The following is a 21,858-nucleotide window of genomic DNA, read 5'->3' as shown; positions in this document are numbered from 1 at the left end:
TGAGGCTATTTGTTGTTGGAGCAGACAAACTCAGCACGCCACAATAAGCGTTCGGACTGTTTCAAATTGGTCAATAGCTCCTGCCCGGACATTTGTGGATAAGCATGCATCACCGTCACATCCTCGCCTTGATCTGACTTTTGGTAAGCCCTGACATGAGTAAACGTGCTCGCTAGGTTGTTGGAGAGCATACTTCTTGATAAACAAATGCCGAAAATATCCCTTTTCATCGCCTTTTCCTCTGTCATACCTTCAGCCAAAATAGTTGTAGTATTTATGTGAAATTTGGCTGCCCAAACTAACGTTTTGCACAATGGCTGTGCTCAACAATTATACGAAAAATCTGACTGCATTGCGTAAAGAATGACCATGAATATTCATGATCTAGATCAATATTATACCAATTTCATATTTAAAAAATGCCTAACAACCCCAGGGCAAACGTTTTCTTTATGCGGCTTGGTGGCTTTATAACCACTGTCAATATTTTATCTTTGTGGGCTTCACATATTACTCATCCTCCAATCGTTGGCTTGTTATCCAAATGTTATCCTTTAGGTGTAAAAAGGAGTATTTATGAAATGGAGTAGCATCAGTTTTCGTAAACGAATGCTGATTATTATGACGCTATCTGGCTTAATCGAGTTGCTGTTACTCGTTGCAGCTGGCTTTGTCTATATTAAGCATGCCCAAGAAGATGAGATGGGGCAGAAAGCGTTGGGAATTGCTTCATTTCTTGCCGAATCTCCTTACGTAATTGAAATGATCGAAAATGGCCCAGACGAAGAAAGTCAGGAACGCTATCGAACGCTGACGACCTTAATTGGTGCTGCTTTTATTGTTGTCGGTAACAACGAAGGTGTCCGTTTAGTGCATCCGTTGGATGAGCGAATTGGTAAACCAATGAAAGGCGGGGATAACGATCGAGCTCTGATCGATGGACAATCTTACGTTTCGATCGCTAAAGGCTCGCTTGGTTATTCCGTCCGAGGAAAGTCGGCAGTATTCAATGCGCAAGGACAAATCATCGGTGTCGTCTCAGTCGGTTATCTAATCGACAGACTACAAGACCGAATAGAACCGTTTTTGATTTACCTGATCCTGATGGCATTTGCTGTTGTTGGCGCCAATGCGATTGTTTCGAGCTATGCGTCACGTCGCTTTCAGCGTGCGATTTTAGGCTTTGAGCCCGAAGAAATTGGGCGGTTGTATGTTGAGCTTGATGTTACTCTCGAAACCCTTAAAGAGGGAATTCTAACCATTGATGATAAGGGCAAGTTGCGGTCTATCAATAAGAGTGCGTGCCAAATATTAGGCCTCAGCAAAGAGCAGTCGCTTAACCAGCCATTAAGTGAAGTACTCCCAGGCAGTGACTTGCAAACCGTGTTGCAAACAGCTCGTACAGACCATGATATTAACCTCTACCTCAACAAGCAGCGTTTGATTGCCAACCGAAGTCCAATCATTGTTGATGGCAAAGTGGTGGGGGCGGTGTCGAGTTTTCGCTTGAGAGACGACCTGACCGAATTGACTGAGCAATTGGCTAAGACCAAAGAGTATGCAGAAATGTTGCGCTCTCAGACTCATGAGCATCGAAATAAGCTCAATACGATTAGCGGCATGGTTCAGATGGGAGAGCTGGAAGCCGTGCAATATTTGATCGGTCAGGAAACTGAGCACTATCAAGCATTGATCGAGTTTTTGCGAGAAACAGTCAAAGAGCCTCTGATTGCGGGTATGTTATTAGGCAAAACTGAACGTGCAAGAGAGCTTGGTCTGCGTTTAGTGGTTGAAGAAGGCTCTCGTCTCGAACCTTTACCAAAACGAATTAACCCAGAAGATCTGGTCACGATTCTTGGTAATTTAATCGACAATGCATTCGATGCGACGCGTGAAGCGATAACGAAAGAGACCTTATTTGCCCCCCATCGACGTACGATTGAAGTCTCAATTAGTGACTTTGGTAATGAAGTGATTTTAGAGGTAATCGACCAAGGATGTGGGTTGCCTGAAAACATGAGTGTAGAATCATTGGTAAGACTGGGCGTCTCGAGTAAAGATAAGGCAACACGAGGAGTGGGCTTATATCTCATCAATGAACTCGCAATTCGTTATCACGGCGAGTTGGAAATGGTCAACAATAAGCAACATGGAGCAAGGATCACGGTGTACCTACCTAAGGAAGAACAGATATGACCTCAGTAACGCGAGTAATGATCATCGAAGACGATCTCGCGATAGCGCAACTCCATCAACGCTACTTAGAGCAGATGGATGGCTATGAAGTAATTGGCATTGCAACGACAAAGCGAGAAGCGGGTCTTCAGTTAGAGGTATTAGCGCCTGACTTATTGTTGTTAGATGTTTACCTTCCCGACGGTACTGGGTTAGAGATTTTACATGAACTACGCAGCAACCATTTAAGCTGTGATGTCATTCTGATTACCGCTGCACGCGACGTTGAAACGTTACAACAGGCGATGCGTGGGGGCGTGGTCGACTACTTGCTCAAACCGGTCGTATTTCCGAGACTTGAAGTGGCACTCAAGAAATACATTTCGCAGAAGCATCAGTTGAATCACGCAAGTGACTTGGACCAAAACATCGTGGATAAGATGCTCCAATCGACACCTTCCAACGAGTCGCCTAAGAATCGTTTACCCAAGGGGATTGATGGGGTAACGCTCGAAAAAATCAAAACGCTATTTGTTGAACATGTTCATCTTACTGCGGATGAAGCTGGGGAACAGATTGGTGCGAGTCGCACCACTGCGAGACGCTATTTGGAGTACCTGATTAGTACAGGTGAACTAGAGGCGGATCTCAACTATGGTTCAGTTGGTCGACCAGAGCGCACCTACAAAAAAGCCAATTAGAGGCTCTACTGAATTGGGTGTTTCCTAGACGGAATCGTTATAGACCTCTACATTAATAAGTAGATTGTTATTAATTTGTAGGGGTCGTATATGCGACTTTTGACATGTTTTTTGATGGGTATGTCCTTTCTCGCTATTAGCGTAAACGGTAGAGAGCTCAATCAATTGAACTATCTCACCGAACAGTATCCTCCTTACAATTATCAGAACGATGGCGTAGTACAAGGTATTGCCGTTGATGTGTTGGCTGCCGCGAGCGCTCATATTGAAAGTCCTGTTGGTCTTGAGGCGATTCAGGTTCAGCCTTGGCCAAGGGCTTATCGCACTGCATTGATTAAACCTAATACTGTCCTTTTCTCAACCACGCGAACCAAATTGCGAGAGCATATCTTCCAATGGGCTGGACCCATAAGCACGACGAGGATTGTGGTATTAGCAAAACGCTCACGCAATATCGTCATCAACCAAACCATAGCGTTAGCTCAATATCGCATAGGGGTCATCCGAGATGATGTGGGTGAACAGCTGCTGTTGGAGTTGGGTGTACCGCGTGATTCCATGATTGAAAGCTCAGTACCGGATATGCTGGCGAGTCAACTAGCCAAAGATCGCATTGATTTATGGGCCTATGAAGAGAACGTTGCCAAATGGTGGCTAAAGAGCGCGGGTTACAGCACCGAGGAATATGAAGTGGTACACGCACTTCGTGAAGGTGAACTCTATTTTGCATTTAATCTGGAAGTGGACAGAAAACTTGTGTCTCAATTGCAAAAGGGAGTCGATGCGTTGAAAAAAACAGTGGGTGAAAGTGGTGTAAGCCGCTATCAAGAAATCTTAGACAAATACCGTTAGGCGATGATATGAAATTATTCGTTGTACTGTTATGCGCTCTTGCGCCGTTGACTTGGGCAAAAGAAACTATCACGCTCACTCTAGCCTCGCAAATTGATGGCGGGCATAGGTATTACCATGAACTTCTTTATGAAGCGCTGAGCAATGCGGGTTTTGAAGTTTTCATTGAAGAGCCCAGTGAACATATCCCGCAAAAGCGGGTGCTTAAGATGGTGGAAGCCAACCAGTTAAGTATGACTTGGCTAATCAGTACGGCGGAGCGAGATCGTCGTTATATCGCAGTTGATGTGCCCTTAACGAATGGGTTGATTGGCAAGCGAGTGCTGCTAATTCCGCCTAAACTACAGCCAGTATTTGATAAGGTGACCTCACTCGAAGAGCTACAAGGCATTGATAAGGTCGCCGGTATGGGGATCAATTGGTATGATGCCAAGGTATGGCAGAACAATGGTCTCAACGTCTACCTTCAGGATGGTGAATGGCGAGTTTTGTACAACCTCCTCACCACCGACGGTAAGGTGAACTACTTTCCTCGTGGTTTGAATGAGATCGTTACGGAGTCGCAGCAAAACCCCCACCTTGCAATAGAGCAACGTCTAATACTCGTTTACGAGCGCGACTTTAAGTTCTATCTCTCGCCTAATATGGCACCATATCGTCATAAGATTGAACAGGCATTACTCAATGCCAAACGCAGTGGTTTGATAGATCGCCTAGTTGAAAAATATTGGGGCGAAGATATTAAACAAATCAAACCAGAGCAAAGAGTAGTCATAAAGTTAGCCCTACCTGCCTCTGCCTCTCAAAAACGTTAACCACTTATTGCTGTCTGGGTATAATATCGAATAATTAAATATCAAAAATAAATATCCACTTTATATAGGGTTAGCAGAAACCAGATGGAAAGCGTTTTCATAGTTGTTGCCATATTGGTCATTTTCTTCGTCGTTATACAAAAGCGTTATCTTAAACAAGATGAGCTAAAAGACTGCTCGTATAAAAAGAAAGGCCCACTTCTTACAGGACAAGAGTCGGCGTTTTACAACGCATTGATTACGGCAGTAGGGCAGCATGGAGTGGTGATGAGCAAAGTGAACTTGTCCAATGTGATCGCCCCATTGGCGACGGACAAGAAACAGTGGTTTATTGCCAACAATCGCATCGCTAAAAGCTATTTTGACTACGTTGTGTGCGATCCTCGCACTCTTGAAGTTCGTGTCGTTATTGAATTAGACAATGGTAAAGAGTTGGATAAAGGTAAGGTTGAACGGCAAAAGCTCCTGATGCATGTGTGTAAGTCGGCTGGGATCCCTCTGATTGGCGCCAACATCAAACATAGCTATCAGGTGAGTAGATTGCGCCGATTACTTGCGGCACATATTGATCTGATTGAACCCGAAAAAGAGGTTCGTTTTTGTAAACGTTGCGGAAGTCCAATGGTGATTAAGACCGCCAGCCAGGGTGAACACAAAGGTCGACGTTTTTTCACCTGTAGCCGTCAACCACATTGTACGTACACTGAAAATTATAATGTTGTATTCGAAGAGGGACAGCAGAATTAGGGCTGTAAAAAACTGAGTTTAGAAGGAGAAAGGTTGCAAACTTTTACCTGATTGCGGCCATTCTTTTTAGCGTGATAGAGTTCTTTATCTGCTTCTCTGAGAACAGATTCTAAGTTGGCATAGTGGTTACATAGGTAAACACCAATGCTGGCGGTCAGCGCAATCGGTTCTGCTGGTGTATTAAAGCAATAACATTCGATGGCATTACGAATTTGTTCCGCTTTCATTTTTGCCAAATCCAATCCCGTGTCGTGCAAAGCGACGCAAAACTCTTCTCCCCCAATGCGATAGACCAGATGTACGTCACTCAGTGAATCGAGTAAGGCGGCGGTTTGCATCAACACTTTGTCACCCACATCATGACCATAGCGATCATTCACTGATTTTAAAAAGTCCAAGTCTAAGACAAGCAGAGACATAGGTAACTTTCTACTTTCATTGCGATACCGTTCAAAGTTGTGCGAGAGTGCGTGGCGGTTGTAAACGCCAGTCAGAGCATCACGTGAGGCGAGTTGCCATAAAGATGCTTCAGAGACTCTTCGCTTAACCTCAAGCACGTGTGCGGTTACCCATATCGCGAGAAACACTAAAGAGAAGTTAAGTACCAAATGAATCGAGCTGATCACATCCTCGCCCATAATACGATGCAGTACAATGGCTAACTGAGTTATAAAGCCAACACCAGTGGCGAGAAAGCCATAGCGACGACCAAGGATTAGGTAAAAGACGACAGGGAACAAACAAGCCCAAAGGAAAACCCCGTACTTAATGGGATAGTAATAAGTTGCAATTGAGGTTGAGGCAATCAAGCAATAAACATAAGCGGTAACAAGTGGCTTTGAGGTATATTTGCGATAGGTGAAGTAACCAACAACAAGAGATAGAACACCAAAAGACGCTTCATTGTAATGATGAAAACTATAGGTGCCAGAAGCGATATTAACGACAGTTAAAAAGGCAGACATGACGGCCAAAAGCATACTGAGCCAAAATAACACAGCTCGACGCAATTGCCGCGAAGCTGCTCGAAACGGGTTTAGATGAGCAGATGTCCTGCGCAATAATTGAAAATGGCACGCGCCGCGAACAGCGAGTCTTTACTGGGCCGCTCAAAGATTTAGCATCGCTGGCAGAGCAAGCAGTGAGCCCCGCACTGATTGTCGTGGGCAGTGTTACGTCTTTGCACGACAAACTGAAATGGTACAACTAGCCGTGATGACTGCTGCACTGATGCCCTGATTCTGTTAGAGTCAGGGCATCATTCTAAGCTCAAAAGTATCTATGGAAAAAGTGGCTATATTCGTAGACGTTCAAAACATCTACTACACCACGCGAGATAAATATCGCGCCAATTTTGATTACAACCAGTTTTGGTATATCGCCACAGAAGGTAGAGAGGTGATTGCAGCAAATGCCTATGCCATTGCTTCACATGATCCCAAACAGCGTCAGTTTCATCATATTCTCCGTGGCATTGGCTTTAACGTTAAACTCAAACCCTTTATCCAAAGAAATGATGGCAGTGCGAAAGGGGACTGGGACGTTGGATTAGCACTGGATGTTTATGAGACGGCATCGCAAGTAGATCGCGTTATTCTGCTGACTGGTGATGGTGACTTCGACGTGTTGGTGGATAGAATTCAGACTCGATTTGCGACGAAAGTAGACGTTTTTGGCGTACCAGGACTTACCGCGCAATCACTTATTGATGCCGCTGACCGCTATATCGCTATCGATAGAAATCTAATTATCACACGTAACTGACAACCAAACTGGCATGCTGAAACAAGATGATGGGTGGTTCAATATCCTACCCACTGGTTGCGACTGATTGTTCAAGGTTTGCACAGATTATGGTAGAGTTACCGACTCAACTGTAGGTAGCTTATTCATTGTTTTAGTTAGGTTTTGTTGTATGTTAAATCGAGCGGATCAGGTCACAATCAGCGTTTCAGAACAAAAGATCGAAACGTTAGATACACTACTGAAAACCATTGATACGGATATGGCTGTGTCTATGTCCTTTATTCGACGTGCTCAAGGGATGTCATTTCGCGACTTAGAGCAGCGAACAACAGGTATCAATGGCTCGACTCTAAAGCGTTACATGCAGCAAAGCTATCACTCTATCAGACCAATCCATGTCGTGGCAGCAATGTCGTGGGTCATGATGGTTCCGATGACCAGCTTTTATCTTGCCCTCAAAATGAAAGAGCATTACCGAGGAATGGATGACAAAGCCATCGAAGCTTTGTACTGCATTGGTCGACTTCCAGCCGAACAATTTCACCTTTACCTCGATCTCGTGACGAATATGATGAGTGAGGAGAATAAGCAACAGTTTCGATCTTTTCGTGCTGACGTTGAATCTCAGAGCGATCCTGATATTAACTACAATGAGTTGTTGCCGCCGCCAGTGTTAGATATTAATGCCTTTGCGATCGACTACTACCGCTCAGTTGCGATTACAGTTAAACGTTTTCGCTTAGAACACCAAATTCCTATTGATGTCATCTCGCGAGTTTTAGGCCTTTCAGAGTATCAATATCAGCAACTTGAAGATGTGAATAAAGTAAGAGATTTTTCGGTCGCGATAGGATTTAGGGTCAAACTGGGTTTTGAACTTAACTCGCACGTAAATTTCACCAGTGAAATGCGTTTATTCCCACAATTTCATCAATTACGTCAAATCCAGCATTTGCGTGACGCACTGATCGTAGAAGCATTGCGTTATTTAAAGGGTGAATGTAAGAAGCGTGCAGTAGAAATACTGACCACACTATCAAAGATCTATATAAAAAATGTGATCTAGTTCCTTCAAGTGGAAATAATCAACTCAAATTGCGCAGAGCCTTGAGTTGATTATATCTCACTAAAAAACAACAATGTTCACTAGTTATTTAGGTTAATGCTAACAGAGCTTGATCGAGCGCTATCGCTGAATTCGCTTGGGCTAACATTAGAGCGGCAACCTTGTCGGGATATTGCAAATGGACTAAATGGTCGGCGTTTTTTATCACCACAAGGCGACCATTTTTGAGTTGGTTTGCAAAGGATTGAGCGGTTTCCTTCGTGACATATGGATCAAACTCACCAACACATATTGTGCATGGTACAGAGATATTGGTCACATTGGACGGTGTATGAACCAGCAATCTAACGGAGTTCTCAAAGAACACGTCAATACGCTGTTGTGACATATTAGTGATGCTCCTGACTGTCGCCTTAATGATGGCTTTGTTACGTGGAATATCGCTGTTGTTTACAGTCAAAGACTCAGTAAATGACTGCGCAAAGCTCGTTGGGTTGTCCATCGCAGCCGCGATCATTTTCTTAGTCGCAAGACGTCCCGACGAAGGGATGCCTGGGACGCCTCCACAAATCGACATCGACAGCACATGCGGCCATATGTCGCACAGTTCTACCGCAACAGCTGTAGCATAAGAAAAGCCAATAATATGGGCATTTTTAACCCCTAAATACTCGATAAAATCGCGCAACATAATCGCTTGTGAACGTATACTGACTGTCGATTCAAGATTTTCTGTATGACCGGTTCCAGGAACCTCAATGGTTATACAGTTCAATTTTGTCGCAAAGAAGGTCGAGAAACTGTGGACACTTTCTATGTCCTGTAACGCGCCTAAAAGAAAAATAGCGTATTGGTCTGAACCTTCACAGTGGTGAAACGAATAGCGGTAGTGATTGCCATTTAAGATCGTTTTTATAGTTTCCATTTTAATGTCCTCGGTTGAATAAGGACTTAACTATAAACGATTGATTGATAACGTTATGGCTAGGAATCTAATGAATAATCATACTCTAGAACAGCATTTGGCTGATGCGGAACAACCAGTTAAAGATTTTATGGCTGAGCTGTTGGAAGCGCTAGGAAAGAAAGTCACTGACAACCAAGACCCCAAGTTAGCACTTCGCTACTTCGGAGCTAAACTGGAAATCAAGTTGGTTTCGTTTGATGGTGGCTATGAAGCGGGTCAGTGACCAAAGGGAACCACAAAAAAGCCAGTTGGGTAAACCCCACTGGCTTTTCTATTTGGAAATTAGTGTTGAGCGTGTTGTTCGCTTGCCGCTGATTCTTGCTCGACCAACGCCTCTTCATTGTTGAGGTTTGCCTCTTCTGCTTCTAGCTTAGCGCGCTCTGCTTTAGAAATGTAGCGAGGCTTATTGCTTTTGTGCAGCTTAGCGTTCATCTTTTTCTGTTTAGCTTTTAAGATACTATTGATCTTCTTTTTACGGTTCATGGTATCGCTCGGTCCTGAATAAGGCGCCGATCCTATCAAAAATCTGAACACAAATCACCAATATCAGTTTGGCTATTTGTGCTCTAGCGCGGTTCCACTAGGAGAACTTTCAGTGGTGTGAGTTTTGGAACCGACCCCAAATGGGTAGCTAAATGAAAGTCAAAATGACAAATAATTTTGATTCAAGATAAAGTAGAAACGTGAAATACAACAAAGCCCGCATTAAGCGGGCTTTGCGTTTTGTTCCTAAGAACTAAATTTGGTGGATCCGGGCGAACTCGAATCGCCGACCCCCGCCATGTCAAGGCGGTACTCTAACCAACTGAGCTACGGATCCAGGTTGTTCTCGGCATTGCTATTTGAATAACTATGCGTTTCAGGGATGGTGGGTCCGACCAGATTCGAACTGGTGACCCCTACCATGTCAAGGTAGTACTCTAACCAACTGAGCTACGGACCCATTCCTTAAGAACGAGACGGATGTTACCGAGAGTTATTCGATCGTGCAAGAGCATTTTTATCGATTTTAGCTCGTTTGCTTTATATCTAAGCGAATTGTCGTAGTTTTATCCGCATCAGATACGAAAATGTGCATTAAATCACACACATGCAACGACTATCGTCCTCGGCCATCAAACATAACAATGATGGTTTTTGTGATAATACTCATGTCCATTGCTAACCAAGATTTCATCGAACAGAGTGACAACGCGTAACTGTGGTCGTACCCGACTTTCCTACGCACATCATCAATACAAGTGTCATAACCTTGGTTAACCTGAGCCAATCCGGTAATACCTGGCATCACGCCATAGGTTCGGTCAGCGAAATAGGGAATGGCTGCTTCCAGCTTGTTGTAAAAACTTGGACGTTCCGGTCTTGGGCCTATCAAAGACATATCTCCAACAACCACGTTAAACAGCTGGGGGATTTCATCTAGGCGCGTTTTACGCAGAAAACGACCAACAGGCGTAATTCTTGGGTCGTTTTCTGTTGCCCAAACAGCCCCAGTTCGTTGCTCTGCGTCCTGATACATGGTGCGAAACTTAATGATTTCAAAGAAGACCATTTTTTCAGGAGTCGATTTACCAACACGAAGTTGTTTGTAGAAAACGGGACCCGGTGAGCTGACTTTTATTGCCACTGCAATGAAGGGGATAAAAGGCGATAAAAGGAGTAAACCAAAGATCGCACCAAATAGATCAAAAAGGCGTTTAGCTAACCAGATTGACATGTGTGTTGATACATTGCTCATAATATATCCTTATTGGTCTACACGAGACCATTTTCCTGATTCAAGACCGAGTAGGTAACGTAAGCCACCAATGAGGTTTGCACAGTGTCCTGCGACAATATAGAGCACCAACTTGCAGACTCTGTGGCTGAATATGTAGGGCAAGAAGTAACTGAGCAACGCCAGAGAATAGAGGGCGATTTGCCCCGTTAAGGCTGCCATAAATAGAGGGTTATCCATCAATACTATTGACGAAATTAGGCAAAGAATCAGCAGGTAAGGGGTGAGCAGGCGTAAGCCTTTTCCCGATGCAAAGGCAAAAGCGACACCACGGTAGCGTGGCATAAACATATCGGCCAATAGTATCGCTTGTTGCATGTTACCCGCGGAGATTCTTAATCGACGGTGGTAGTCATTTTGTTGGTTGGTTGCTTCCATTTCCAACGCCACCATTCTGGGCTCATATTTGGCTAAGTAACCTTGGCGAACAATCTCCATAGGAATGATGAAGTCGTCGTTGATCGTGTCCGTACCCATGCTTTTAAACAGATGGGTACGGAATAGATAAAACGCGCCGTGCGCACCGAGCGTAGACCCTAGGGAGGCCTCATGCATTTTGACTTTACTTTGGTACTGCCAGTAGCGATTCTCGCCTTCATTGTGATGGTTAAATAGTTGGTAGTGACCGTTAACAACACCAACTTGGCAATCATGAAAATGACGATTAGCTAACCACAACGCATCAATAGAGATTAGGGCGGATACGTCGCTAAGCGCAGTAATATCAGTAGATATCGTCGACATTTGTTGATTGATGACGGACACTTTACCGCGATTTTCGTTAAACACACGAATTTCAAAGTGTGTATCAGCGCAGATAGCTTCTTGAATCGTCTGCTCAGCAATTAAGGCGGTGTTGTCTGTGCAACCATCGCAAGCGATAATCACGTTGTAACGACTTTTAGGATAATCGAGTGACGACAGATTGCGAATCTTATCTGCAATCCACTGTTCTTCGTTATAGGCTGGCACGAGAATAGTGATCGACGCACAATCTTGGTCACTCGTCACTGGTCTATAGCCTCGGGAAGCGTGTTTAATCGCCTTGAGCGGATGATGTTTTGAATACCACGAGAGTAATACTGGATATCCGACATGGTGATAGATAATCAAACTACTCGAGATGAAAAACAGAGTGCTCAATAGAAGTTCCATCATGCGCTTTTCTCCACAGCTAGTTGGTCATAGGCTTTGACCATTTGGCGTATATCATTGTTATTAAGAACAAACTCCCTTGGCGAGTACGTACGATGTCTGTCCAATAAGTTATTTAATAGAGCCTCTGCCAGTGCATTTGGGCTATTACTTTCGACCGCTGAACCTGTTATAGGACAAAGGGTTTCGCTGCAAGCACCCACATCGGAGGCAACGGTAACAATGCCGCATGCTTGTGCTTCAAGCGTGGAAAGAGGGTAGCCTTCACTCCTAGATGGAAGGCAGAACAGATCTAAAGATTGGTAAAAGCGACACATGTCGTCGACGAGGCCGAGTAAAATTACACGTTGGCTAATCCCGAGCCTCTCTGCTTGTTGTTCAAGTGCCTCTTTTTGCGAACCCGCTCCGGCAATCACCAGATATAGGTTATTGGGCAGCAACACCATGGCATCAAGCAGTATGTCGTGACCCTTAACATGTTCGAGGCGTCCAGCACTGCCAATGATGGTCGAAGAAAGGGGAAGGCCTAGTGCCTGACGGGCGAGGTGCTTTGATCCTGGTTTAAAACGCTGACAATCAATGCCGTTATTGATCACAGATACGTCGTGATAGTTAAGTCGTTCAAGTAATTGATCTCTCACCAATTTCGCATCGGCGACGACAGAGGGTTTGGCGATAGCGAGAGCCAATTTTTGTAATGAACAGTGCTTTGGGTTGGATAAGTGCCAAGCATCGTGTTCGGTGTGGATGCGGGCTTTGACGTTAGCAAGACGTGCTGCAATCGCTCCGTAAATGATTGGCCCAATATGGTGAGTGTGTACAGTGGTCGGTTTTAATGTGCGAAATAGCTTATATAGACGATGTAATGTCGTAAAACTGAACCCTGCCGGTTTATCAAGAAACACGAGGTGATCTTCGACTTCTCCTAACCGAGGCCAGTGAGAAATCGCCTCTTCCTTTGAACCTTCTAGGCTAACAATCAATACATGGTGCTCAGGGTTGGAAAACGTCATCATGTTGAGTGCCAGTGATTCGAGCCCTCCAGGGGCAAGATGTTGAACGACATGAATGACGTTTTGGGTATGGTTATTCATGCTATCTCCTGACATGATTTAATTACCTTACTAGTAGTTAGCATAGGATGTGCCAACTATTTAATTGTTATTTATCAGATGGTTAGTTGCTTTTATTGCGTGATTTTCATAGTGAAAATCAAATTACATTTCACTATGAGTGGTAAGGTTTGATTTTGGGAAGTTGAGTCAGCAAAGGTGCTTTAGTAATTGACTCTATCTCTGATTTACGGCGCACCGACGAATCGAAAAGTTCGATTAATGTCGCGACACCGGATCCGAGTGCTGTTCCTGCGACAAAACCTGCAATGACAAAAATGATGATCGGTAAGTTAGCGGGGCGACTGGGTGTAAAAGGAAGGTCGATGATTTTAACCCTTTTGTTTTGCTCAAAAACACCGAGTGACCCTGTCAATTGAGCCATTTCGTAGCGTTGAAGCAGTTCATCATAAAGCTGACGTTTGATTTCCGCGTTGCGAACTAAACGGTGCATAGTTTTTGCGTTGTCACCAAACTTATTCGCTTCTTGTTCCAGTTGAACAATCATGTTGTTGAGGCTTTTTGTTTCTTCTTTGAGAGACTCATAACGTCCTCTCACCAGTTGTAGACTGTGGAGTTGGGTGACGAGTAGAGGCTGAATCTCACCCAGTTCTCTCAATTGGCTACTGCTGGCAATATCCCATAGTTGATCACTACTGATGTTTGGCTGCTCCATTTTCAGTAAGATTGTTCTTTCATTCTCAAGACGGCGCAGCTCGCGCTCTTTACCTTGCACCGCGCTGTGGCTTTCCGTGTATTTGGCTTTTAACAACGTCAGTTCACTGCGGATTTCAATGATTTGATCTTCGATTTTACCTACCACAGGATTGGTTTTTGATAGCTGTTGATCGAGCGAACCTAAACTGCGTTCGACACCAGCAAGCTCTGCACTTTTTTCCGCATAGCTTTGCTTTAGTGCCGCTAAGCGAGCGAGCGATTGCGTCTGCATTTCAGGTGTTACGGAGGCAAAACGGTTTCTAAAGTCTGCGAGTTCATTCTCAGCTTGATCCAATTCCACACGACGCTTTTCAATGTGTATTGCTAGGAATTCAGACGAGTCCTTAATTGATGAACGCTCAGGCGCAAGTAACTGTTCGATGAAATGCTCACTGATTGATTCAAGCATCTCTTTCATACCAGACGGTGAAAGCGCTGTGAGAGATATTTGTAAGAAATCCTTACCTGGTTGGCTGACCGTTAGACTATTCGATAGTTTGTTGATGACATGATCTTTTTGGGCATCTGACATCGAATCGTTGATCAATCCATGCTCGTTGGCCACCGCAGTTAGAACATGGCGACTTTTCAACAGAGTACTCAATGCATTCAGACGTTCTTTAAGCATGGTAGAGACAGCAATGTCCTCTAAGAAAGGGTTCATTTTTGCGGTTTCTTGTATCAGCATAGAGGTATGTGAAACGTAATTGGTCGGAGCCATTTTGCCAACGAAATAACCGATAAATGGCAATATCAGCATAGGAACGACGATGACATATCTTTGTCGCCACGCGCCATTGAGAATAACGATGAGACGAAGTTTCAGGTCGTTCATAGAGCCTCCAACATAGCGTTAAGTTTGTTGGTGCGAGCATCCCAACTTTCGGTGCTGATATTCACAACATCGAGACGTGGCTGCTGAATCGCAACACGTTTAAGTGCGAGTGAAAACTGTTCCGAGTTTGTGATTACGTCAACATGCTGTTGATATGGTACCAGGGCAGGGAACGGAGTGCTGATCACACGGCTACCTGCTGCTAGATACTCGAGAAGTTTCAACGGACTACAGGATCTGATCTGTTGATTAGCGACAAAAGGCAACAGGCTCACGTCCCAGTGCTGGCTATAGCTGGGCAGGAGGTGATGTGGGCGAGGCCCGAGGTAATGAACATTATCAAGCTTAGGTAGCGGGTTGTAGTCGAGCTCAAGAGGACCGATAAACACAAACTGCCAGTCGGGATTGTCTCGAAAAACTCGTTCTAACAGTTGGTAGTCGAGCCAGTTAGATATACTGCCATAGAAGCCTGCGATTCGTTGTCGTCTTGGCGGTAGATCCTTTGCGCGAACGGCCGGTGTGCTGAACAGCGCGGTATCGACGCCATGCGGTAGATAGTGAGTCTTAGTTTGAGGAAACTTGGTCAGCAGTTTCGCGCTGGCGGCGAGTATTAAATCGGCTTGTTCAACCAACTTCAGCTCATGCTGTGCGACAACACGGTGATCTACGCCTGCCAAGGAGGAAAAATCGTCGCCGCAGTAGTAAACCACCGCAGATTCGCCCAGAGAGCCACAAAGATCGGCGGTGGTTGGCAATGAGCTCCACAGGATGGGGTTGTCGAGTTTAAGTGCCTTGATGACGGGAAGCAGTTGAATGCAGATCATCATTTTTGCAATGCGACGAGCCAAATAAGAACGCGGTGCCGGAATGGTGCGTAAATTAACCACCGTTATATTGTCAGGTAAGGTGTGACCAACAGTGAAACCCCCTTTACTTTTACCCAACAGTTTGGCGATGGCTCGCTTTAAATCATGTCGAGTCAACCTAGGTTGGCGCAATCCTATTGAATTGACCCAGAGAACCTTCCTTTGTTTGGCTAAACGTACGATTAAATGTTGGGTGCTCGAAGGCAGGCCACCAAAATCTTCACCAAACACAATTAAATCACGCATGGTCAACCTCCTGACTGTTCAGGTAGCGAACAATTTTGGCTGGGTTTCCTACGGCAACCACCATGGGAGGGAGACTTTTGGTCACTACACTACCGGTGCCAACCACAGTGCCGTGCCCAATAGTGACATTTGGGCATACCGTAACATTGGTGCCTAGCCAAACATCGTGCTCAAGTACGATATCGCCAATATCTCTGCACTCATCACCATGGCCTTGAGCCCGCAATTCTGGGTCAAGTGAATGGCCAGAATAACCAAACAGAAATGCTCGACCAGCGATACGGACGTTATCCCCAATGACCACGCGTGTAGCTACGGCGATGGTGCTTTGCCAACCGATGTCGACATTGCTGCCGATAAGCAATTGCGGATTGTTGGATTGTGGTCTGGCGCTGAAGGTGGTTTGACCTGAAATACGGCAATCATCGCCGATGGTGATCGATAGCGGGCCAGAGATGAAAGGGACACCACCAAACAAATAGAGACTCTTACCATGCCGCTTGAGACGGCCTTTGAACGCAGGAGTGTGAATTATCACGCGTATAAGGCTGAGATAGAAACCAGTTAGAGCTTGATACAAGAAGTAACACAGTCTGTTCCACCACAGTGGGGTTGGAATATCGAAAGCTCGAACTGTTTTCAATATGAGAAACAATTTGCGATAAGACGGATTTTCGTGGTGTTGAAGCCACACCTTAAAGTGATTAATGCGTTGTGCCAACATAATCTATCCCTACATTATTTGAATTATGCAGGGATCATTACACTAAGCGTGCCATAATTAATTGTTAATAAAATCAGTGGTTTAAATATTTATTCTCTGATTGGGAAGGTGTTTTCTCAAATTGAGAATGCTTTTGGCTAATTCGTGATAGCGCAATACACAAAGCGGCTAGGATATAAATTGGCCACGTAAAGCCTTGGGTGAGAAAGGTTCCGGAAACAATGGTACCAATAATACCGGCATACACTGATAAAGCGGTCGCCTTTAGATAGGGTGAAACGGGTTCGGTGCTGGAGTCTAAGATCGTCATGGTCGCTCGGCTCGTTTTTATCAGCGATACGATCATGATGATAAAAACCAGCAATCCTAAAAACCCCGTTTCTGCTAAAACACCAAACCAAGTACTATGAACCGCATGGTTGAGCCCATCCCAGTGTGGACTGTAGAAAAAATAATTGGCGTAAAAGTTATTCAGACCAACACCCGTTAGTGGATGATCTAATGCCATCTTAAATGCCGCCTCCCATGCATATAAACGTCCCATTGCGGAGGCATCGATACCCTGTTCTGCGGCACCACCTGATTGGCGATCGGATATACCAGCGACTGTGAACAGTATCATCATCGCGATGATACCAATAATGATCAGCAGAGTTTTCGAGCGAACTAATCGTAAACCAAAGATACCAAACACCGCGAGGGAACCGAGCAACCCACCACGACTTTGAGTTGCAATAACTGCCGCCATAGCAAGGACCAAACCTATGCTGCCGAGAATGCGAGAAAAGCCTAATTGTTTGGTGGTCGCGAAGCTAATCGCGAATGCGAGCGGAAACATCAGTACCAGAGAGAGATCATTAGGGTCGCCTAACATTGAGCCGAGTTCGCGGCCGATGGTCACCCTTGTCCCTTCGACCAGACCGACCCCATTGATCGAATTTGATAACGCCACGACAGCGATTAACGACCCGGCTAAAATGATCAGCGTAGCGATTCTTTTAACGGATTCTTCACTGTTAACCAACCATGCTATCGCCAAAGTCATGATGATGATTTTCCAGTAAATATTTTTGAAATAGGTAATAGCAAGTCCAGGATTTGATGACAAAATGGCACCGATGATGACAAGCAGCCAAAAAATGGCCAGCCAAGTAAAGCTCGGGTGCCAAAAGGTGGTCAGTTGTCTGCTAATCAAACTGTGCCAAATCAAAGCCGCCAAAGCGCCGACAGAGAGTAATAATGGAATCTTCAATGAATAGAGAGCTGGTATCGCTTCGTGAATTCGGAAAAATGAGAACAACACGAACAGGCTGACTAGCCAAAATGTCTGATTGAGCACAAACAGAACGCCAAGTGGAGCAAAGCAAAGTACAATCACAATGGCAGGGTGAGGGACAAACATCCATATTGCTGCAAGAGTGAAGCACAGTAGTGACATCCACATGATCGCTTTGATGTGCTTGTATCGGCTCATTGGGTTTTACCTAAGTATGTTTGCATTGCGATAAACACGGTTTTAATTGAGATAATTGTGACTAATTGGCAGCGAATCGCGTAAGCAATCAGAGCAAGCGGCTGAAGAACTAACATCAGTACTGATACTTCTAAATGTTGGTGGTAGCGGCTGGTAACAATGAAGCTAATGGTTAAAAGCACCAAACCCGTCAATGCTGATAACTGATAGTTAAGATAGAAGAGTTTTTGGCTATGATACAAGGTCAGCACGAAGCGAGTCACTTGACCAATCACCAGTGATAGCAAGATTCCATACAGCCCATGCTCAAGCGTCACAATGCATGTGCCGAGTGCCACCAACGTCGCAAAAATATTAATGTAGAGTAACTGCGGAGTCTGTTTACGATACAAAACGCCAAAATTACACAATTCGACTAACTCCTTAAACAGCATCATGATAATGGTTAGGCTGACGTAGCCGATGGCTGGCTGGTAGTTAGCAGGGAGAGCCAACTCGATGAAAATCTGACTAAGCCAAGAGACGCTGATGGCGATAAGACAAAGAAGTAAAACGCCACGCTGGGTGACTTTAGCTGTGTAGTCAGTACCATGTATTTGCATAGATTCGAAACGTTTTGGCATCCACCACATGTGAAAAGGTTGAATTAATATTCCGACACCTAAAGCGAATTTGGCGGCAATAGCATACATGCCTAACGTTTCAAGATCAGTCGCACCTGCGATTAACCATCTTTCGGCACCGCTTAAACCAAACGCGACAACCGCTGACAACATTAACGGCATCGAGTAATAGAGGTATTGTCGTAAATGAGTGGTTTTAGGTAAGCGAAATGGGAATCGTAGGTAAAAGTGAAGAAAGAGAAACTGGGCAAAAGTACAGAGTACATTGAGTGCGAAAATGGTTGTTACGTCAGGGGAATGGGTTAGCACGGCAACCAGTAACGCAACCTGAATCACGACTGTTGTTGTACACACTTTAAAAAATAGATCCGCCTGATTATGCAGACGTAACCAAGCGAGACATATCGCCAGTGGCGCTTCGTAGCAGAGCACCAACAGAATGAGACCAAGCTGATTGGTGTCAAATAGATCGAGTTTAAAAGGAGAAACCATGTAGAAAAACAGGACGACGATGCTTAGAAAAACAGAAAGGGATAGAGACGCACTATATAACTTGGCTGCCTTTATTCTGCGTAATCTAGCGTGGCGGATTGGCCCAATAAATCGGTAGAGATTTTCATGCATTGCCAATCCAACAACCAAGCTGAAAAATACAGTGGTAATCCCCAACAGTTCAAGATGGCCTAGCTCGTTTGGTGACAAGTAGTGAGCCATTAACGGCAAGGTAAACAGTGAGACACCTTTCATCAGAAACAAGCTCACAGCATACAAACTAATGTTCTTTATATGACCGTTGGACATAGCAATCTCCTGATTTGCACTGTTTAGCTATTCTGAATGACACGCGCCATGGTCAGTGCCAAATCGCCATTGATATACTGAGCAAATTTCTTATAGCGAATCTCTGCACGATAGTGCTTGGCCAATAAACGAGCGTTTTGCCGACAACGATGAAAAACCTCTTGATCACTGACGGCGTAGAGCAAAGCATTCGCCAGCGAATCGACATCGCCTGGTTGGTACTTGATGCAGTCGTGGTTATGAATCAGCTGTTGGTCCCAATAAGCGCCATCTTGAGGAATAAGCACACACATGCCAGCGGCAAGCGCTTCAAGGATGGAAAGTCCAAAAGGTTCGTTTTGACTGGTTGAGATAAATATATTGGATTGACTGCGTATCTCATCTAGGTTTTGTGGATCTTCAAACCACTGAGTGTTGCTTAGATTTATTGGCGCGTTCGATACGGGTAAACAGGTATCGACTGGACGGATAAAACAGATGTTTAACGCAATCGGTCTATAATGGGTGGTGAGTTTGATGGCGTCGACTAAGAGGTCGAGACCTTTCCATTTCAATAGCGATGCGGCCCAAAAGCAAACTGGCAACTGAGTTTGGCAAGGTGTCGGCCATCTAGATTGAGGTAAGCCATTGGCAAATGAGTGGTAATGTTGAGCACATAGATAAGACTCCGCTAGCGCTGATGCATCCGCAATGTTCGTTTTGTGGCGCAAGTAACTCTGTAACGCGGCTTTTAAGCTTTCTCTCGCTGAGGGTAAGTAAAATACCGCATTGGCTTGAGTCAAACAGTACCCAATAGAGCGCGAAAGCCCAACACTACCATGAACGAACTGGATGATTTCGTAAACAACAACACGCCTAAGCAGATAAATCGCCATATCAATACCCGGGCCAGATGCGCCAACCACTTTTGTTATTCCGCGATAACGTAATAGAGTCATAAACAAGAGCAGCAGCAAATAGAGTTGGTTGAACCAATATAAAGGCCCTTGATGAATTTTCATCAGTGCCGACACAGCGCGAATAGGGGTAATAATGACATCATGTTTGGCGTAAAACTCGCTGTTGAGCCAAAATTCCGGTTGGATGGTCAAGACAACAAATTGATTCCCGTTTACTCGACATATATTGAGTGCATCGCTGGTTGCGATTTTAGAACCGCCTTTAAACGGGATAGGGTCAAACACCAAGGTAAAATTAGACTTAACCATGTTGGCCTCCTAAAGATACGCGATTCGATAAGTAGGTCTTTAGTGGTGAAAGAGAGGTGAATAGGCCGCGTGCTTGATTATTTTTTTGCGCAAGAATGGTGTTGTAAACTTGTTCAATCTGCGGACACGTTACCGATAAATCATGGCTTTTAATGATATGGCGGTAGGCGTTGGCAGCTATGCGATGGCACAACTTAGGACTGTTAATCAAAATCCGCATTGCACTCGCGATTGGGCCAATTCCATGGTTAGGATATAGCACTCCGGTTTTACCGTGGCTGATAAACTCAGGAATACCGCCTTCAAATGGTGCGACAATGGGCAGTTTAGCCAATCCAGCTTCTGCAACCACTAACCCAAAGGCTTCACTGCGTGCACCACTGATAAAAGCGTCACAACCTTTAAGCCAGCCAACAACGTTTCTTTGCTCACCAACAAAGTGTACCTGCATCGCAAGATGTAGGTATTCAGCTTGCTCTTGAAGCTTATTTTTAAGAGGACCATCGCCGATAACCACTAGACGTGTATCGGGGTATTCAAGGGTTACGTGACGAAGTGCGGTGAGAATTCGATCGATCCCTTTGCGGTGAATTAACGAGCCGACAGTGGCAAAAATAAAATCGTGTTGCGGAATACCGAGTTCACGTCGAACATCAACTTCGGATTGGGCTAACAAAGCGTGCGTGTCAATACCGTTGTGCACAACGTTAACGCGTTCAACGGGATAGCCATCATTGATCAAAGCTTGTGAAACATACTTGCTGACCGAAATAATATGAGGCGATAGATGAAGACCTAGGGTAAGACGCTCTCTGATCTGGTAAGGGCAGTGAAGTTGAGTGACCAAAGGGATATTCTTGATCCTTGCCGCAACCACCATCCATTGACAAGGTGCGCCACTATTGACATGAATAAGGTCGATCTTTTCTCGATCAATGAGCTCGCAACCGTGCTCTACCAACGCCATCCAGCTCATCAAATTGAAACGTGGGGCTTTCCATCCCAGTAACAACCGAAATTGACTCAGTTCTGTGGTGACGTTGAGTTGGTCGAGTTGCTCTGCCAATGTACGATTGTTAGTCCACACCAAGGGCTGGAAGTGAGTCGGATTTAGAAACTTAATCAAATCGAGCAAGCATTGCTCACTGCCACGAATCCAGTCATCACCATAGTGTACAAACAGAATTTTTTTCGCCATAGCCAATCCCTTTTGCTGCCGTAAGAATAAAGGTCGATAGCAGATGTAACGCA

22 protein-coding genes, 2 tRNA genes and 1 pseudogene are annotated in these 21,858 nt (G+C 44.8%); 9 read left to right on the top strand and 16 right to left on the bottom strand.

Annotated elements, in window-relative coordinates:
* Nucleotides 1-5 precede the first annotated feature (5 nt).
* The gene (locus QTN94_RS00725; RefSeq protein ID WP_138970904.1) at nucleotides 6-230 is read right to left on the bottom strand and encodes a hypothetical protein; all 225 of its coding nucleotides are present in this window, start codon (nucleotides 228-230) and stop codon (nucleotides 6-8) included.
* 346 nt (nucleotides 231-576) lie between these two features.
* On the opposite strand from QTN94_RS00725, the gene QTN94_RS00720 reads away from it, so the two are divergent.
* The 5 genes from QTN94_RS00720 (at nucleotide 577) to QTN94_RS00700 (ending at nucleotide 5,290) form a co-directional block, all read left to right on the top strand.
* Nucleotides 577-2,196, top strand: a complete 1,620-nt coding sequence (locus QTN94_RS00720; RefSeq protein ID WP_331426544.1) for a sensor histidine kinase — start codon at nucleotides 577-579, stop codon at nucleotides 2,194-2,196.
* On the top strand, nucleotides 2,193-2,876 hold the full coding sequence (locus QTN94_RS00715; protein WP_138970906.1) for a response regulator: 684 nt from the start codon (nucleotides 2,193-2,195) through the stop codon (nucleotides 2,874-2,876). The genes QTN94_RS00720 and QTN94_RS00715 overlap by 4 nt, the downstream gene beginning before the upstream one ends.
* A 90-nt stretch (nucleotides 2,877-2,966) precedes the next feature.
* A complete protein-coding gene (locus tag QTN94_RS00710; RefSeq protein ID WP_331426543.1) occupies nucleotides 2,967-3,728 on the top strand; it encodes a substrate-binding periplasmic protein in 762 nt (253 codons plus the stop codon).
* An 8-nt stretch (nucleotides 3,729-3,736) separates the two neighbouring features.
* Complete coding sequence (locus QTN94_RS00705; RefSeq protein WP_331426542.1) at nucleotides 3,737-4,543, top strand: hypothetical protein; 807 nt, start codon at nucleotides 3,737-3,739, stop codon at nucleotides 4,541-4,543.
* A gap of 84 nt (nucleotides 4,544-4,627) precedes the next feature.
* Nucleotides 4,628-5,290: a DUF2726 domain-containing protein gene (locus QTN94_RS00700; RefSeq protein ID WP_331418261.1), complete on the top strand. Its 663-nt coding sequence runs from the start codon at nucleotides 4,628-4,630 to the stop codon at nucleotides 5,288-5,290.
* Here the strand turns inward: QTN94_RS00700 and QTN94_RS00695 are convergent.
* Nucleotides 5,287-6,270, bottom strand: coding sequence for a GGDEF domain-containing protein (locus QTN94_RS00695; RefSeq protein WP_331426541.1), 984 nt, complete (start codon nucleotides 6,268-6,270; stop codon nucleotides 5,287-5,289). The genes QTN94_RS00700 and QTN94_RS00695 overlap by 4 nt on opposite strands.
* Nucleotides 6,271-6,293: 23 nt before the next feature.
* On the opposite strand from QTN94_RS00695, the pseudogene QTN94_RS00690 reads away from it, so the two are divergent.
* The 3 genes and pseudogenes from QTN94_RS00690 to QTN94_RS00680 all read left to right on the top strand — a co-directional run.
* Nucleotides 6,294-6,500: pseudogene (locus QTN94_RS00690) on the top strand (uroporphyrinogen-III C-methyltransferase); the annotation flags it as partial.
* A gap of 71 nt (nucleotides 6,501-6,571) precedes the next feature.
* Complete coding sequence (locus QTN94_RS00685) at nucleotides 6,572-7,054, top strand: LabA-like NYN domain-containing protein (RefSeq protein WP_138970915.1); 483 nt, start codon at nucleotides 6,572-6,574, stop codon at nucleotides 7,052-7,054.
* A gap of 151 nt (nucleotides 7,055-7,205) precedes the next feature.
* Entirely contained in the window at nucleotides 7,206-8,102 is an 897-nt protein-coding gene (locus tag QTN94_RS00680; protein WP_331426540.1) for a hypothetical protein, read from the top strand.
* A gap of 88 nt (nucleotides 8,103-8,190) precedes the next feature.
* Here QTN94_RS00680 and QTN94_RS00675 read toward each other — a convergent pair whose 3' ends face one another.
* On the bottom strand, nucleotides 8,191-9,027 hold the full coding sequence (locus QTN94_RS00675) for an alpha/beta fold hydrolase (RefSeq protein WP_331426539.1): 837 nt from the start codon (nucleotides 9,025-9,027) through the stop codon (nucleotides 8,191-8,193).
* Between the two features lie 70 nt (nucleotides 9,028-9,097).
* Between QTN94_RS00675 and QTN94_RS00670 the strand changes: the two genes are divergently transcribed.
* Nucleotides 9,098-9,292, top strand: a complete 195-nt coding sequence (locus QTN94_RS00670) for a hypothetical protein (protein WP_138970917.1) — start codon at nucleotides 9,098-9,100, stop codon at nucleotides 9,290-9,292.
* Between the two features lie 59 nt (nucleotides 9,293-9,351).
* Here the strand turns inward: QTN94_RS00670 and QTN94_RS00665 are convergent, their stop codons facing one another.
* The 13 genes from QTN94_RS00665 to QTN94_RS00605 form a co-directional block, all read right to left on the bottom strand.
* Nucleotides 9,352-9,552, bottom strand: coding sequence for a DUF2986 domain-containing protein (locus QTN94_RS00665; RefSeq protein ID WP_331426538.1), 201 nt, complete (start codon nucleotides 9,550-9,552; stop codon nucleotides 9,352-9,354).
* A gap of 260 nt (nucleotides 9,553-9,812) precedes the next feature.
* Nucleotides 9,813-9,889 (bottom strand) — tRNA-Val (locus QTN94_RS00660).
* A 46-nt stretch (nucleotides 9,890-9,935) separates the two neighbouring features.
* Nucleotides 9,936-10,012: transfer RNA gene (locus QTN94_RS00655), tRNA-Val, on the bottom strand.
* A gap of 156 nt (nucleotides 10,013-10,168) precedes the next feature.
* Nucleotides 10,169-10,807, bottom strand: a complete 639-nt coding sequence (locus QTN94_RS00650) for a sugar transferase (protein ID WP_331416334.1) — start codon at nucleotides 10,805-10,807, stop codon at nucleotides 10,169-10,171.
* 9 nt (nucleotides 10,808-10,816) lie between these two features.
* On the bottom strand, nucleotides 10,817-12,004 hold the full coding sequence (locus QTN94_RS00645) for a glycosyltransferase family 2 protein (RefSeq protein ID WP_331426537.1): 1,188 nt from the start codon (nucleotides 12,002-12,004) through the stop codon (nucleotides 10,817-10,819).
* Nucleotides 12,001-13,095 carry a glycosyltransferase gene (locus QTN94_RS00640; protein WP_331426536.1) on the bottom strand — a complete coding sequence of 365 codons (1,095 nt, stop codon included), beginning with the start codon at nucleotides 13,093-13,095 and terminating at the stop codon, nucleotides 12,001-12,003. The genes QTN94_RS00645 and QTN94_RS00640 overlap by 4 nt, the downstream gene beginning before the upstream one ends.
* Before the next feature lie 133 nt (nucleotides 13,096-13,228).
* A complete protein-coding gene (locus QTN94_RS00635) occupies nucleotides 13,229-14,665 on the bottom strand; it encodes a GumC family protein (protein WP_331426535.1) in 1,437 nt (478 codons plus the stop codon).
* Complete coding sequence (locus QTN94_RS00630) at nucleotides 14,662-15,777, bottom strand: glycosyltransferase (RefSeq protein ID WP_331426534.1); 1,116 nt, start codon at nucleotides 15,775-15,777, stop codon at nucleotides 14,662-14,664. Before QTN94_RS00630 ends, QTN94_RS00635 begins: the two co-directional genes overlap by 4 nt.
* A complete protein-coding gene (locus tag QTN94_RS00625; protein WP_331426533.1) occupies nucleotides 15,770-16,501 on the bottom strand; it encodes an acyltransferase in 732 nt (243 codons plus the stop codon). Before QTN94_RS00625 ends, QTN94_RS00630 begins: the two co-directional genes overlap by 8 nt.
* A 73-nt stretch (nucleotides 16,502-16,574) precedes the next feature.
* Nucleotides 16,575-17,939, bottom strand: coding sequence for an O-antigen ligase family protein (locus QTN94_RS00620; RefSeq protein WP_443088772.1), 1,365 nt, complete (start codon nucleotides 17,937-17,939; stop codon nucleotides 16,575-16,577).
* A 32-nt stretch (nucleotides 17,940-17,971) separates the two neighbouring features.
* On the bottom strand, nucleotides 17,972-19,399 hold the full coding sequence (locus QTN94_RS00615) for a lipopolysaccharide biosynthesis protein (protein ID WP_331426531.1): 1,428 nt from the start codon (nucleotides 19,397-19,399) through the stop codon (nucleotides 17,972-17,974).
* A gap of 23 nt (nucleotides 19,400-19,422) precedes the next feature.
* Entirely contained in the window at nucleotides 19,423-20,607 is a 1,185-nt protein-coding gene (locus QTN94_RS00610) for a glycosyltransferase family 4 protein (protein WP_331426530.1), read from the bottom strand.
* Nucleotides 20,600-21,805, bottom strand: coding sequence for a glycosyltransferase (locus QTN94_RS00605; RefSeq protein WP_331426529.1), 1,206 nt, complete (start codon nucleotides 21,803-21,805; stop codon nucleotides 20,600-20,602). Before QTN94_RS00605 ends, QTN94_RS00610 begins: the two co-directional genes overlap by 8 nt.
* Nucleotides 21,806-21,858: the final 53 nt, after the last annotated feature.

The sequence above is a fragment of the Vibrio sp. M250220 genome (assembly GCF_036533795.1).
Taxonomy (GTDB): Bacteria; Pseudomonadota; Gammaproteobacteria; order Enterobacterales; family Vibrionaceae; genus Vibrio.
The sequence above is the reverse complement of the archived record's forward strand: the minus strand, read 5'-3'. Positions and strand labels throughout refer to the sequence as shown.